The sequence below is a fragment of the Dyella sp. AD56 genome, from assembly GCF_002878475.1.
Taxonomy (GTDB): domain Bacteria; phylum Pseudomonadota; class Gammaproteobacteria; order Xanthomonadales; family Rhodanobacteraceae; genus Dyella.
The window spans coordinates 255994-270781 of record NZ_NRDP01000005.1 but is presented as its reverse complement, the minus strand read 5'-3'; the positions used below and the strand labels follow the sequence as shown (position 1 = coordinate 270781).

Genomic DNA, 14788 nt, shown 5'->3' with positions numbered 1-14788 from the left:
GGCCGCGCCGGCCCCACGCATCCCGGGGATCGAAGATGTCCAGCCGCACTCGTACGACTCATGCAGGCCTGCCCGCCCGCAAAGCCTTTCTGCCCATGGCCCTCGCACTCGCCTTCAGCCCGCTGGCTGCGCACGCGACCGACTGGGCGCCAACTCACAGCCACGCCGCGCTGTTGAAGACGGTAACCACATCGTCGGCACGCGCCGGGCAAGCACCCGTGACGCACACCAACTATGCCGTCAACCGCCACGGCCAGCCGCAGGTGTCCGCGGTGGTAACGCCGTTGGCCAACAGCAAGCTGCTGCACATCGCCGTTGGCCTGAGCCTGCGCAACGCGGACCAGCTGCAAGCGTTCATCAAGAACGTGAACACACCGGGTAACGCGGTATTTGGCAAGTTCCTCACGCCTGCGCAATTTAAGGCGACTTATGCGCCGACCGATGCCCAGGTACAGGCCGTCGTGACACACCTGCAGCAGTCGGGCTTTACCCGTATCACCGTGTCGCCGAACAACACGCTGGTCTATGCCGATGGCAATGCGGCCACCGTAGCCACGGCGTTCAACGCCTCCATGAAGACCTACACCGAGAACGGCAAGCAACGCTTCGGCAACGACAGCGACGTGATGGTCCCGCAGTCGCTCGGCGGCATTGTCGGCTCGGTGATCGGCCTGCAGAACATTGAACACAAGCATCCGCTGAGCTTCCTCGGCAGGCCGGTGACGGCAACGACGAATGTCGCTACCCAGGGCACGGCGTCCGCGGTGACGCACTCGCCCACGCAATTCCCGACGATCTACGACGCGGGCAGCACACCAGCAGCTTTCAACACCACGGTGGGGATCATTACCTGGGGTGATCTCACACAGACGCAGCGGGATCTCAACACCATGACCACCGCGGTGGCGATGAACGCCACCAACGTCCGCGTGGTGCCGGTGATGCTCGGCTCGGCCGTGGACTTCTCCGACGACCCCAGCTCGGACATGGAGTGGAACCTCGACTCACAGTCCATCGTCGGCACCTCCAGCGGCGTGAAGCAGCTGGTGTTCTACACGGCGGCGAATGGACAGGACGGTGCCGCGGACGAAGAACTGACCGACGCAGGCATCACCGCGGCCTACAACGCCGCCGTCACGGATACGACGCTCGCCAAGGTGATCAACGTCTCGCTGGGCGAAGACGAAACCATCGCCAATCAAAGCGGCACGCAGGCAGCAGACGACGCCGTGTTCGCGCAGGCCGTCGCGCAGGGCCAGACGTTCTCCGTCGCCTCGGGCGACCAGGGCGTATACGTCACCACCGACGGCGAGTTCGCCAGCGGCGCGGGCGTCGTGCTGCCTTCACCATTCAGCCTCTCGACCTACTCGGTGAGCGAACCCTCGACTTCGCCCAACGTGATCGCCGTCGGCGGCACCGAGCTGATGACCAACGGTACCGCCTGGGCCGGCGAAACGACCTGGAACGATGGCGTGGCAGCGGCCGATGATGGCAACGAACGCATCTGGGCCAGCACCGGCGGCAAGAGCGTGTTCGAAACCGCACCGTCGTGGCAGGCCTCTGGCCTTGGCGCCACGGTGCGCCAGGTGCCGGACATCGCCTTCGATGCATCCTCGTATTCGGGCGCGCAGATCTTCATCGATGGCACGCGCTACGCGGTGGGCGGCACCAGTCTGGCGTCGCCGATCTTCGTGGGCGTGTTTGCCCGCGTGCAGACCTACGCCAACAACTCCATCGGCTTTCCGGCCAGCATGATGTATCGCGATTTCCCGAATAATGCGGCCGTGCTGCACGACGTGACTGCGGGCAACAACGGCGTGGTCTTTGGTGGCCATACCTACGGCTACAACGCCGCCACAGGCTGGGACTTCACCACGGGCTTCGGTTCGCTGGATATCAGCCAGTTCAACGCCCTTGCCTACACATGGGGCAATGGCAGCCCGGCAGCCACCAATCCGCCGCCGGCAGCTCCGATCGCGCTCAGCAACGGCGTGGCCGTGACCACACTGGGACAGGCTGGCAGCAGCCAGCAGTTCACGTTGTTTGTACCCGCGGGCACAACCACCCTGACGTTCCGCACCAGTGGCGGCAGTGGCGATGTGTCGCTGTACGTAAAGCGCGGCAGCGCGGCCAGCGCCACCTCATACGACTACATCTCGGCCCACGCCAACACCAACACGGAGGCCGTGGTGGTGCGTGCGCCAACGGCAGGAACGTATTACGTGACGGTGACCAGTCCGGCCGTGTTTACCGGCGTCTCGGTGCTCGGCTCCTACAACTGAGTCCACTCCGGCGTGCGACAGCGATCGCACGCCGGACGATCAAGCCATCCAACCCACCATTCCATGGACGTCCATACGTCCGACAGCGATGCCATCCATGCGCGCCCCAAGGCAGGACGCAGGCCAGGCATCGCCGAAAACCCAGCGGGGAGAAATCAATGAACGCAATCCACAGCAAGATATGGAATGCCGCGCGCGGCATGCTGGTCGTCGCCAGCGAACTGGCGAAGTCGCACGGCAAGGGCAAGAGTGCCAGCCGCGCCAGGGCGATACTGGCCGTCGCTTCGCTTGCCATCGGCTCGATGCTGGCCACCGGCGCCATGGCGGCTGACAGTACAGCCCCTTCTTCCACCAGCACGGGCACGAGTACCGACACCACCGCCGCAGCGCCTTCGCTGCAGCTGGCGCAGGTGACGCCACAGGTATCCACGCCGGCCGACCCTTATTTCTCTGCGGATGGCGCAGGCGACGGCAGCGACTCGGCCTTGTCACTGGGTACTCACAGCGTTGCCGCCGGCGCCATGAGCACCGCCATGGGCACCGAGAGCAGCGCGGTCGGCTACAACAGCTTTGCCAATGACGACTACAGCACCGCCATCGGCGGCAACACCTTCGCCATGGGCATCGGCTCCTCGGCCATTGGACATAGCGCCACCACTGGCGCGAACTACGCCACGGCACTGGGCTACAGCGCCAATGCCAGTAACTACAACGCCATCGCCGCCGGTGCCAATGCACAGGCCACGGGCCTGAGCAGCGTGGCGATCGGCGGTTACGTGGTCGATTCCAGCGGCAATCCAAAATCGTTCGACATCTCGGGCAACCCCGTCGCCGCCGTGGCGTCGGGCGACTACGCCACGGCCGTGGGTCCTGGTGCGCAGGCCCTCGCCCACGGCGCCACCGCTATTGGCGTGGGCGCCAATGCTTCTCAGCAGAACACGGTGGCGATTGGCAACAGCGCGAACGCGACGGGCACCGACTATGCCGTCGCCGTGGGTACCGCCGCACAAGCGCTCGGCGATGCCAGCGTGGCTATTGGCAGCGAATCGGCTGCCAGTGGCGCCTACGGCACGGTGGTGGGCACGCAAGCACAGGCGCTTGGTACGGGCGACACCGTGATGGGTTTAGGTGCAGGCGCCAGCGGTGATTACGCGGTGGTCAATGGCTTTGCCGCTGCGGCAACGGGCACACAGGCCGTCGCCGTTGGTGCGGGCTCCAATGCCGTGACAGACAACTCCATCGCGCTGGGCGCGACCGCACAGGTGACCGGAGCGCAGGGCACGGCGCTAGGTACCGCGACCTCCGTCACCAGTAACAACGCAGTCGCACTCGGCGCGAACTCGGTGGGTGACCGCGACAACAGCGTGTCGGTTGGCGCCACGGGTGCGGAGCGGCAGATCATCCATGTTGCTGCGGGTACGCAAAGCACGGATGCCGTCAACCTGGGGCAGCTCACCGCGACGGCCACCTCTGTGGCGACGGCACTGGGTGGCGGCGCCACGGTGGCCAATGGGTTGGTGCCGTCGTACACGGTCCAAGGCACGGCGTACGCCAACGTGGGTTCGGCCATCTCTGCATTGGATTCCGGCGAAACCACGCTCAATCAGGATGTGGCGACGTTGCAGCAATCCGGCGGTGGCGCCAATCCGCTGGCCATCGGCTACGACAACGCGACCAAGGCGGGCATCACGTTGCAAGGCGCCAATGGCACGCAGATCCACAACGTCGCCGCAGGCGTGGCGCCGATGGATGCGGTGAACATGGGCCAGCTCACCAGTGCGACCAACACCATCAACGGCGCGTTGTCGGCGCTCACCACGGATTACATCACGCTTAGCCAGCAGTTGGGCACGGGCGGCATGCCGGGTACGTTCGCCGTGAACGGCCAAGGTGGCAGCATGACCAATGCCAGCGCCAAGGATGCCAATACCGTGGCCATTGGCAGCGGTGCGACGGTGGGTACGGGCGGTGACAATGGCACGGCGGTGGGTGGCGGCGCACTCGCGCACGGTCCCAATGACACCGCCTTCGGTGGCAACGCCAAGGTGAATGCCGACGGTAGTACGGCGGTCGGCGCCAACACGACGATTGCTGCCGCAGCGACCAACGCAGTGGCGGTGGGTGAGAGTGCATCGGTGACAGCCGCTTCGGGCACGGCGGTTGGTCAGGGTTCGTCCGCCACGGCCACCAATGCGGTGGCACTGGGCCAGGGCTCGGTGGCCAATCAGGCGAACACGGTGTCGGTGGGCACGGCGTCCAATCAGCGTCAGATCGTCAATGTCGCCGCCGGCGTAAATGCCACCGACGCTACCAACGTGGGGCAAGTCAGCGCGCAGGTGACCCAGGCGCTGCAGACCGCCAAGACGTATACCGATGCGTCATCGCAGCAGGCGGTGCAATCGGCCAATGCGTATACCAACCAGGCGATTGCCAATTACGACGCAAACTCCGGCATCGGTGCGCTGCGACAGGAAATGAATGACCAGTTCACGCAGGTCAACAAAAAGATCAACGACCAGGGTGCGATGGGCGCGGCGTCGACGCAGATGGCAATCAACGCGTCGGGCGCCACAGGCATCGGCCGCATCTCGGCGGGCGTGGGCTATCAGGGTGCGCGTTCGGCGATCTCGGTGGGCTATGCCACGCCGGTAGGCAGCGCTGCGCACATCAGCCTAGGCGCGACCACCAGCGGATCGCAAACCTCGGTGGGTGCGGGTTTCGGTATCGACTTGTAACGAGCACGCAGCGGCGATGGACCCTGCTCGCCGCTTTTTCTCACCCTCGGCGCCTACACGCCGAGGGTCTTTTTTTGGAGGGCCAAGAGTCGCTGACAAAACGTAGCGAACGCCCGCCTGATGGTCGCGCAGTAGTTCTGTTAGCGGCTCTTAATGCAGGTCACTGCATGCCATAGTTAGCCAGCACAATGGGCATCTTGCCGCCGAGAAATTCGACGCGCGCCGGCACGCCGGTCACGTCATGATGTTCACGCGCTAGGCGACGCGCCAGCTTGATGGCGACCGCCGGGCACAGTTGGCTGCGCACGAGCCGCTTGCCGAGCGTAATGCACCACTGGCGACCTTCGCGTTCGCAAACGGAATAGACGGATTTCATCGCACGATCCTCCTGCTCCTGTAGCGGCGCGAGTACGCGACGCCTGCCCTCGTTTCCTTCGTACCTTGAACCTGTCGTAGTCGGCACCGTGACGGCGGTCGGCGCTAGGGGGTGGCGCCGTAGAGGGGTCACCAATTTCCATGTGATCCGCCACGGTGCCGACTACGACAGGCTCGTCGACACGTCACATCTGCGCTCGTGCTGTCCCCTTCAGTTCTACGCGGCGATTGGGTGCCAGGCAGGCGATCAGACGATCCCGCCGTTTGTCGTTGCACTGCGTAACCGGATCGGCCTCGCCGCGGCCCGCTACCTGCATCGCTGCGGGCGATACGCCGTGAGCGGCCAGGTAATCGCGCACGGACTCGGCGCGCCGCTGTGACAGCGCGAGGTTGTAGCGCTCGCTGCCGATGCGGTCGGTGTAGCCGGTGATCATGATGTCCTGGATATGGCTGGCTTCCTGCACTTGGGAAAGCAGGCGATCGAGGTTGGCTTTGCCTTCCGGTGAGAGCGTGGCGCTATCGAAACCGAACATCGCATCAGACGACAAGGTGACCGCCATCATCGGCGCGACGGCCGGCGTGGGCGCCGATGGTGGTGTGGGCGGCGCGAGCAGGTCCTTGCACGATTCCGGCTTCCAGTAGAACGCCTGTGCGAGGTGACCCTTGTCGAACTGGATCTGGAACTGGCACTTGATCACGCCGCCGCCGGTTTCGCGGAAGGCGAAGATGTAGTTCCAGCGATGCACGCCGAACACGCCTTCGCTGAAGTGCGGCGTGCCAAGCAGATCGTAGAGCTGTTGCTTGGTCATGCCGGGTGCGAGCTTGCGCAGATTTTCCACGTTGACGAAGGCGCCTTCCGGCATGGTGGCGCGCGCCGGGTCGGGAAAATTCGGCCCGGCATCCGCCGTCTGCGCATGGCTTGGCGTGGCACTACTCGCTGCCATCGCGACGCCAGCCGCCAGCAGCGCGGGTAGCAATCGCCTCAGGTTGATGATGTTTCGCATGACGATTCCCCTTGATCGTTATCCGACGTTCGCTATCCGCCTCACCACATCATCCCTGCGCCGACTGAGAAGCCCGCATCGCCGCGCGAGTCCGCGCTGCCGGTGAGCTTGTAGACCCAGCGCCCACCCTGCGAGATGGTCGACACACCGATGGCGATGCTCGATTCGCCGCGGAACGTGCCGGCGGCGACGGCAGCCATGCTGTGGCCCGGCTCGTACGACTGCGGCAGTCCAGCCATCGCCATGCCAGCCGCGATGCCCGCATTGGCGCGATTGCTCACGTTCTGGATCTGGCTGTTGATCTGGTTGAAGCGCGAGTCGGTGTAGTTCTGCGCCCAGTTCTGTGCCTGCTGGATGCCGGCATTCAACTGCCCCACGTTCGCTGCGTCGGTGGTGGCGGTGCCGGCGGCCACGTTGTGGATCGCGGTGCCGCTGGCGTTGCCATTGCCCAGCGTGACGCTGCTGTAGTTGGTACTTCCATCCGTGTTGGTGTCGTAGCGAACAGTGCCCTGCGTGGAGCTGGTGATGCTCGCCTGCATCTGACCCAGGTTGACCGCATCGGTCGACGCGCTGCCAGCGGCCACGTTGGTGATCTGGCGTTCGTTGCCGGTGCTGCCCACGGAAACCGTGTTCGCACGATTGGCCACCGAACCCGAACCCAGCGCCACGGAGTTGTCTGCCGACGCATTCGCGCCATTGCCCACCGCCACGGCATTGGTGCCGCTGGCCTGCGCGACCGGACCGGCCGCGACGCTGTTGGCGCCGGTGGCGGAGGAGTCGGCCAGCGTCGAGTTGACGTTGTAGTACTTCACCGTGGTGGTGGTGCCACCGCCGCTACCGGGTTTGATGTTCTGGATAGCGTTGTACAGGCTGTAATTGCTGTAGACGTTGCCGGTGTTCTGCGTCCAGTTCCACAGCTGCGCACCGTTGATCGCCTGCGTGCTGGTGGCGCTGATGGCGCCCTGGTGCAGGTTGCTCAGCGTGGTGCCGCCCGTAACGCCGCCGTTGGTGCTGGCGGTGCTGTCGAGGGTGACGGTGTTGTGCGTGGCATCGTCGTACTGCACGGCGTTGCCCGCCGCGAACGACACCGCTTGCAATTGCGCGAGGTTGACCGCATCGGTCGCCGCACTACCCGCGGCAACGTTGGTGATCTGGCGCTCCTGGCCCGGCGAACCGATCGACACTTCGCCCGCAGAGTTCTGCAGCGTGCTCAGGCCGTAAGCGGTGTAACCGGTCTGCGCGCCGCGTGTTGCGCTGGAGGCATAACCCAGCGCCACGCTGTTGGCCACCGAGGCCGTTGCCTGTGCGCCGATGATGGTCTGCGCATTCGCCGTGCCGCTGGCGCTGTCGCCGATCACCACGGAATGGCCCAGGCGTGCTGCGTAGTCGTCCGTGGGAACGCCGGTCGGGTTGTTCGGGTCGTTAGTGCCAGCGCCCGGGAAGGCAGCGGCCGCCGTCTCTGCTGGCAAGGTGTGGCTTGCGTTGGTGCCGATCACCACTTCCTTCGAACCATTGGCGGTGGCGCCGTCGCCCATCAGCACCTGATAGTCCTGCGCCGCATTCACCGCCCAGCACGAGGTCTTCACCACGCCGAGCACGTTGGCGCAGGTCGAGGCCCAGGCCGGCGCGCTGTTCGGCAAGGCCAACCCAAGCAGGCCACCCGGTGCGCCGTTGTTGATGTTGGTGATGTAGCTGTCCGACGACACCGCACCGATCAGCGTCAGATGCGAGTTGCTGCCGGTGCCGCCCAACGCGGTACCACCCACCGTGGTGAGCACCGTGCCCACGGGCGTTCCATTCACCACCGGAATACCCAGCACGCTGGTTACCGAATAACCCTGCGTGAAGTTGGCCGCATTCACCTGCAGGCCGCCGTTGGTCACGTAGCCGTTGGTGTTGTTGAACAGCGCGTTGGTGGTGCTGCCCAGCAACTGGCCGGCTGTACCCACGACGCCGCCGTTGCCGACGATAAGCCCTGTCGGCGTTGCCGACGGAGCCGGCACCACCGGCACACCGGCCGCGCCGGTACCCGTGCCGGAACCACCCGTGCCTGAAATCGCAGGCGTTACGCCGAGCAGCGACGCTACGCCTGGCAGCGCCTTGTCGAGCAGGTTCGATGCGCCCGGAATAGCGCCGATCAGGTTCTGCCCGGACGACAGGCCGTTGCCGGTCTGACCCAGCTGCACGCCCGGCACGCTGTTCACCGTATCAGCCACGGTATTGGTGAGATTGCCGAGCAACGAAGACGCCGTGCCGTCCTGGCCAAGCACATTCGTCAGCCCCGTGCCGTTGGGCTGCGCGAGTACCGCGCCCACGGTAGAGGTGACAGCGCCGACGGTCTTGCCCAGGTCGGGCACAACCTTGCCAAGCGACGAACCATTCGAACCCAGGATGCCTCCCAAGCCGCCGCCGGATGTGCCTGGATTCAACACACTGCCGACCGTGGTGGTGAGGCCGGATAGCACGCCACCGAGGTTGCCAGCGCCCGCACCGCCCGCGGCCGGATTCAGCACGCTTCCTACCGTCGACGTCAGGCCGGACACGACGCCACCCAATCCATTGCCGGAGCCGAGCACGCCGCCGAGGCCGCCGCCCGAACCCACGCCACTGAGCACACCGTTGACCGTGGACACCACCGGCTTCACGACACCGGACACTGTGCCGGCGAGCGGCGTACCGGCGGTGACACCGCCGACCACACCGGTCACCGTATTCGTCACACCCGTCACCGTCGCCGGCAGGTTGGACACAAGGCCGCCCACGTTGCCGAGGCCGCCGCTATTACCCGTCCCCGGATTCAACACGCTGCCGACGGTCGACGTCACGCCCGACACAACGCCACCCAATCCATTGCCCGAGCCGAGCACGCCACCAAGGCCGCCGCCCGAACCCACGCCACTGAGCACACCGGTCACCGTGGTAACCACAGGCTGCACCACGCCAGACACCGTGCCGCTTAGCGGAGTGCCAGCGGTGACACCACCGACCACGCCGGTCACCGTGTTTGTCACGCCCGTGACGACGCCACCCAATCCGTTGCCCGAGCCGAGCACACCGCCGAGGCCGCCACCCGTCCCCACGCCGCCGAGCACGCCGTTAACGGTGGTAACCACGGGTTGCACCACACCGGACACCGTGCCGGCGAGTGGTGTGCCAGCAGTGACACCGCCAACCACGCCCGTCACCGTGTTTGTCACGCCTGTTACGACGCCACCCAATCCATTGCCTGAGCCGAGCACACCGCCGAGGCCGCCGCCCGAACCCACGCCACTCAGCACACCGTTGACCGTGGTTACGACAGGCTGCACCACACCAGACACCGTGCCGGCTAGCGGGGTGCCAGCAGTGACACCGCCGACCACACCCGTCACCGTGTTCGTCACGCCCGTGACGACGCCACCCAATCCATTGCCTGAGCCGAGCACACCGCCGAGGCCGCCGCCCGAACCCACGCCACCGAGCACACCGTTGACCGTGGTTACGACAGGCTGCACCACGCCAGACACCGTGCCGGCTAGCGGGGTGCCAGCGGTGACACCGCCGACCACGCCCGTCACTGTGTTCGTCACGCCCGTGACGACGCCACCCAATCCGTTGCCCGAGCCGAGCACGCCACCGAGGCCACCACCCGTCCCAGGATTCAGCACGCTGCCGACCGTCGAGGTGAGGCCCGATACCACGCCGCCAAGGTTGCCGATGCCCGCACCGCCGGTGCCAGGATTCAGCACGCTACCCACCGTCGACGTCACGCCCGACACAAGACCACCCAGGCCGTTGCCCGCGCCCAGCACGCCACCAAGACCGCCCAGGCCGCTGCCCGAACCCACGCCCGCTACGCCACTCAGGACACCGTTGACGGTGGTGACGACACCGGACACCACACCACCCAGGCCGTTACCCGTGCCGAGCACGCCACCCAGGCCGCCAAGGCCGGCCCCTGATCCCGTGGTTGCGCCAGCCAATGTGGTCGCCACGTTGTGCAGCGTCGATTCCACCGGCGGCAACACCGAACCCGTGACACTCGCGAGCGGCGTACCGGCAGTAACGCCGCCGACCACGCTGTTCACTGCACCGTTCACGCCATCCACCGTGGCAGGCAGCGTGGATATCAAGCCACTCGAACCCAGCACGCCACCCAGACCTGCACCTGATCCCGTGGTCGTGCCTGCCAACGCGGTTGCCACGTTGTGCAGCGTCGATTCCACCGGCGGCAATACCGAACCCGTAACACCAGCGAGCGGGGTACCGGCGGTGACACCGCCAACTACACTGTTCACTGCGTGATTCACGCCATCCACCGTGGCAGGCAGCGTGGATATCAGGCCGCTCGAACCCAGCACGCCACCCAGACCTGCACCTGATCCCGTGGTCGTGCCTGCCAACGCGGTTGCCACGTTGTGCAGCGTCGATTCGACTGGCGGCAATACCGAACCGGTAACACCGGCGAGCGGCGTGCCGGCGGTGACACCGCCAACCACGCTGTTCACGGCGTGATTCACGCCATCGACGGTGGCGGGCAGCGTGGATACCAACCCATTTGAACCCAGCACACCACCGAGACCAGCGCCCGATCCCGTCGCCGTACCCGCCAACGTGGTTGCCACGTTGTGCAAGGTGGATTCCACCGGCGGCAACACGGAACCCGTCACGCCAGCGAGCGGCGTACCCGCGGTGACGCCACCGACGATGCCGTTCACGGCACCACTGACGCCATCCACCGTCGCGGGCAGCTTGCTCACAACGCCTCCCAGGTTGCCTGCTCCCAGGCTGCCGGTGATCGGTTGCAACACAGGGTCGAGCGACGAAACGAGTTGCCCACCGACATGCAGGTTAACGTTGGCGTTCACTAGCGGCGTACTGGACAACACCGGCACGGCAACGCCGATGTGCGCGTGAGCGTCAACGAGATCGCCGTTGCTGGCGAGCACCGCAGCACGCGCACCAATAGTGGCATCCACCGGCGCCAGGGACGCAACTAACGGGTCCACGGGAGCAGCAGCGGGCGTACCAAGATGGACAAGCCCATCGGCGCCCAGCGCTGCATGCGCATTCTTATCGACCAGTGAACTGGTGACGTTGGCATGCGCCGCCAATGTCACGGAGCGATTGCGATCCGCGACATCGTTATTGGAGGGAAGCACCGCAGACACCACGCCCTGCCCCAGTGCAGCCACGTCGGCTCCGCCAGACATCGCACCCACGCGCGACTTCAGGTCAGCGGGAATGGTGACGCCCGAGCCGATCTGCTGACTGGTCGGCACGATAGGAATGCCCACGCGTGCACGCACACTGGCCACGACACCCTTGCTGCGATGTGCGGATGGCGCGGAAGACGAAGACGGTGCGATATCGCTATCGCCGGGTAGCGTCACCGCCACGCGATTCAACAGCGGCTGCACGCTGGCGCTCACGGCCACGGGAGCGGTGGCTTGCGAGGCAGGATGATCGTACTTGGCCGCCAGACCCATGAGATCGTTGAGCTTGGCGTCATCCGCGCTTTCCGCATGCGAGGCTGGGTGGTATGCCAGCGCGCAAAGCGCCAGGCCGCCCACCAGCAGGGCGCGCGCCGAGGGCATAAAGCCCACTTGGCGCGACATGCGACGGCGTTGCACGGAGAGTTCCGACGCAGGCACCCATGAGTGCCGTGATTCGGACCATACGAGACGATAGATGCGGTTCATTTGAAGTGTCCCCTCTTGGCCGGCGCAGTGCACGTTGTGTGTCTGCGCATACAGGTCCATGTGAGCTTTGCCGGCGCGCGTCATGCGCAACCTGCAACGCTGGGGGCTATTACAACGATCGCGCCGCTCGTCAGATGTCCCAATCCGGCAACGGCATAAGCCAATCCGGCAATGCCTAGGGCAAATACGGCAGCACCCTGCACAAATCCGGCACGGGGTAGGAATGACGTGAAGAAGTGAGCTGCGGCATCACCCCGGATGGGAGATGCTGAAAACGCCGGGTCAGGCCGCTTCGAACGGCGGCGCGCGCATCAGCGTGTCGCGCGGACGCTCGCCGAACACGCGACGATAGTGATCAGCGAAGCGCGAGAGATCCCACAGGCCGCAGCTGAGCGCGACCGACTTCACCGAGCGCCGGCTGGCGTCGGACAACGTGAGGTTCTTGCAGGCCGTACAGAGTCGAAGCATCGAGAGGTAACGGTTGGGCGAGACACCCAGCAAGTCGTCGAAGGCATATCGCAACGCGCGCTCACTGACGCCCGCCGCGTTGCACAGCTCCGTTATATAGATGTCCCGACGCAGATTGCGCCGCATGAATTCTTCGGCGCGCTGCATCGCCAGGTAATGCGTGCGGCGCCCACGCGAACAGGCGGGCCGATCCTCCGGCTTTACCGATAGCGCCGCGACGAGATGCGTTTCGATCAGCCCGTCTACGTCGACGTCCGGCGTGACCGGCTCCCGCGATAGATGCAGCACGCGCTCGCGCAACGCCTCGAACTTCATGCGCAAAGCCCGCGCGCGTTCGTCGTCCGACAAAGTAAATAGCGAAATCGCCCGCGTCGGCAAGTCGGGTTGGTGCGGGTTGAGTTCCAGGTACTTGTCCAACAGCCGCTGCTGCGGCACCAACACACCGGTGACGCAACTGCCGCTGCTGAGCACGAACTCGCTGATGCCCTCGGGCAACACCGTGAACGCCATGCCCGAACCCAGCGGCGTACCGTGGCACCAACTTTCCTGCGAGGTCCGATGCAGGTAGCCGAACAGGCACCAGCCCGGCGGCAGTGCAAAACGACCACGAAAGGCGAAGTTCACTTCGCCACTGAAATAGATAGCCTGCTCGGAGGCCAACGAATCGGCGTGCGCCTTCGGGCCTTGCTTGCCGAGCAGTACCAGCTCGAGCTCGCAGACCTTGAGGATGCCGCACAGCGTGACGAGATCGGGCGACTCTAGTCCGATGTCGTTCTCGACTCCCATTGATTGCCCCCCTGAGGCATCCAATTCCGACGCTCCCTATTAATCGGCTTACCGATTTTCCCTGGTGATAAGGCGCATTAAAGAATTCATGCGCATTACTCCATGCACATATTCGGCAAAAACCGTTTTGGCTGAAATGCCACCCACCTGTTTGTGAATTGCATCACATAATTGATCGTCATGCCTGCCGTTTTTGTGCAAGCAGTCACGCATGCCCGAACAAGACTGTGGCCGTACATCACTTCGCCCAGGACGGCCGGAGCGTACACGCACGGGGGATTTCTTTGGTAGTCGCGATACGCAATGTGATCATTTGCGTCAGTTTGTTGCCATTAACTGGCGTGAATTAAGTCTTCACATAATTCACGACTCCTCACGAATCTTTCATTTCATCGATCCAAATAATCGATCGCGGGTCGGTGTACCCATTTTTTCATCGATCCAACTGGCCATTCGTATTATTAGACCGATTAAAGGCACGGGCTATGCATCCATGGACCATAGTCCGAACGGACTAGTCACGGACCGCTTAGTGGTGATGCGTTTCAGTCGATAACCCAAGGCGGGTCGTTCAAAACCAGCGCAATTGAGAGCGTAAGGCTCTACGGAGACACACCATGAACACCATGATTCGCAAGTTTCTGACTGAGGAAGATGGCATCACCGCGATCGAGTACGGCGTGCTGGCGGCGGTGGTGGTAGCCGCGATCGTTGCGGTATTCGGGAACGCCGCCGGCGGTCTCCACGCGCTCTTCACCACCATCTTCACCAACCTAACCACCGCCGTGAATGGTGCCTGATCTCTCTGGGCATCCTGCAGGGGTTTTTTGCCGGCCTTTATGCACGGCATCCGTATCAGCTGATCCAGCCAAGGATGGCTAGACGGCCATTGGGGGAACGGACATGGCAACAGTGCTTCCCATGCTCGCCATCGTGCTCTGTGCGCTGGTCGTGCTGAGCGATCTGTATGCTCGACGCGTGCCGAACACCTGGCTTGTGATCACCCTTTCGGTGGCCGCCTGTGCGGGCTTATTGTCATTGAGCATGGGTGCGGAGCACCCTGCTCGCCCGTCCCTGCTCGGACTGGCGGTCGGACTAGTCAGCATGCTGCCCTTCTACGCGATTCGCTGGATGGGTGCGGGTGACGTGAAATTCTTCGCGACACTGGGCTTTCTGCTTGGCACCCACGCCCTGCTGCCGATCTGGGCCATAGGTTGCTTGCTAACCGGCGTGCACGCATTCGCCGTGATTGTGCTCCGCCTCCCCCAGGTCGCCGGCGCACCGGGCATCACGACCGCGCGGCAACATCTCTACGCATCGCCACTGTGGCAACGCATCCTTTGCGCGCGCCAGGGGCGGGTCGGCCAGCCTCATGCCGCCTATCTCGGCATCGCCACGATATTGGTCGTGCTGCATCCCGAGCTGTTGCCATGGGGGCACCTGTGAAGATGAGGCAT

At 64.6% G+C, this 14788-nt stretch carries 8 protein-coding genes; 4 read left to right on the top strand and 4 right to left on the bottom strand.

Annotated features, from left to right (window positions below):
• Window positions 1-35: 35 nt before the first annotated feature.
• Both DyAD56_RS05695 and DyAD56_RS05690 read left to right on the top strand, forming a co-directional pair.
• Complete coding sequence (locus tag DyAD56_RS05695; protein WP_102301769.1) at window positions 36-2282, top strand: protease pro-enzyme activation domain-containing protein; 2247 nt, start codon at window positions 36-38, stop codon at window positions 2280-2282.
• A 158-nt stretch (window positions 2283-2440) separates the two neighbouring features.
• On the top strand, window positions 2441-5017 hold the full coding sequence (locus tag DyAD56_RS05690; protein WP_102301768.1) for an ESPR-type extended signal peptide-containing protein: 2577 nt from the start codon (window positions 2441-2443) through the stop codon (window positions 5015-5017).
• A 160-nt stretch (window positions 5018-5177) separates the two neighbouring features.
• Here the strand turns inward: DyAD56_RS05690 and DyAD56_RS05685 are convergent, their stop codons facing one another.
• From DyAD56_RS05685 to DyAD56_RS05670, 4 genes are all read right to left on the bottom strand, one after another.
• Window positions 5178-5393 (bottom strand): hypothetical protein, encoded by a 216-nt coding sequence (locus tag DyAD56_RS05685; RefSeq protein WP_102301767.1) that lies wholly within the window; start codon window positions 5391-5393, stop codon window positions 5178-5180.
• Between the two features lie 184 nt (window positions 5394-5577).
• Complete coding sequence (locus tag DyAD56_RS05680; protein WP_102301766.1) at window positions 5578-6396, bottom strand: OmpA family protein; 819 nt, start codon at window positions 6394-6396, stop codon at window positions 5578-5580.
• A 41-nt stretch (window positions 6397-6437) separates the two neighbouring features.
• A complete protein-coding gene (locus DyAD56_RS05675) occupies window positions 6438-12077 on the bottom strand; it encodes an ESPR-type extended signal peptide-containing protein (RefSeq protein ID WP_158241263.1) in 5640 nt (1879 codons plus the stop codon).
• A 282-nt stretch (window positions 12078-12359) separates the two neighbouring features.
• On the bottom strand, window positions 12360-13331 hold the full coding sequence (locus DyAD56_RS05670) for a helix-turn-helix domain-containing protein (protein ID WP_102301764.1): 972 nt from the start codon (window positions 13329-13331) through the stop codon (window positions 12360-12362).
• Between the two features lie 617 nt (window positions 13332-13948).
• On the opposite strand from DyAD56_RS05670, the gene DyAD56_RS05665 reads away from it, so the two are divergent.
• The gene (locus tag DyAD56_RS05665; RefSeq protein ID WP_102301763.1) at window positions 13949-14131 is read left to right on the top strand and encodes a Flp family type IVb pilin; all 183 of its coding nucleotides are present in this window, start codon (window positions 13949-13951) and stop codon (window positions 14129-14131) included.
• A 103-nt stretch (window positions 14132-14234) separates the two neighbouring features.
• Window positions 14235-14777 carry a prepilin peptidase gene (locus tag DyAD56_RS05660; protein WP_102301762.1) on the top strand — a complete coding sequence of 181 codons (543 nt, stop codon included), beginning with the start codon at window positions 14235-14237 and terminating at the stop codon, window positions 14775-14777.
• Window positions 14778-14788 lie beyond the last annotated feature (11 nt).

Bases quoted from the DNA above. Each gene is read 5' to 3' on its own strand.
- DyAD56_RS05680 (WP_102301766.1), bottom strand. From the start codon at position 6,396: ATGCGAAACATCATCAACCTGAGGCGATTGCTACCCGCGCTGCTGGCG.
- DyAD56_RS05670 (WP_102301764.1), bottom strand. From the start codon at position 13,331: ATGGGAGTCGAGAACGACATCGGACTAGAGTCGCCCGATCTCGTCACG.
- DyAD56_RS05675 (WP_158241263.1), bottom strand. From the start codon at position 12,077: ATGAACCGCATCTATCGTCTCGTATGGTCCGAATCACGGCACTCATGG.
- DyAD56_RS05690 (WP_102301768.1), top strand. From the start codon at position 2,441: ATGAACGCAATCCACAGCAAGATATGGAATGCCGCGCGCGGCATGCTG.
- DyAD56_RS05685 (WP_102301767.1), bottom strand. From the start codon at position 5,393: ATGAAATCCGTCTATTCCGTTTGCGAACGCGAAGGTCGCCAGTGGTGC.
- DyAD56_RS05660 (WP_102301762.1), top strand. From the start codon at position 14,235: ATGGCAACAGTGCTTCCCATGCTCGCCATCGTGCTCTGTGCGCTGGTC.
- DyAD56_RS05665 (WP_102301763.1), top strand. From the start codon at position 13,949: ATGAACACCATGATTCGCAAGTTTCTGACTGAGGAAGATGGCATCACC.
- DyAD56_RS05695 (WP_102301769.1), top strand. From the start codon at position 36: ATGTCCAGCCGCACTCGTACGACTCATGCAGGCCTGCCCGCCCGCAAA.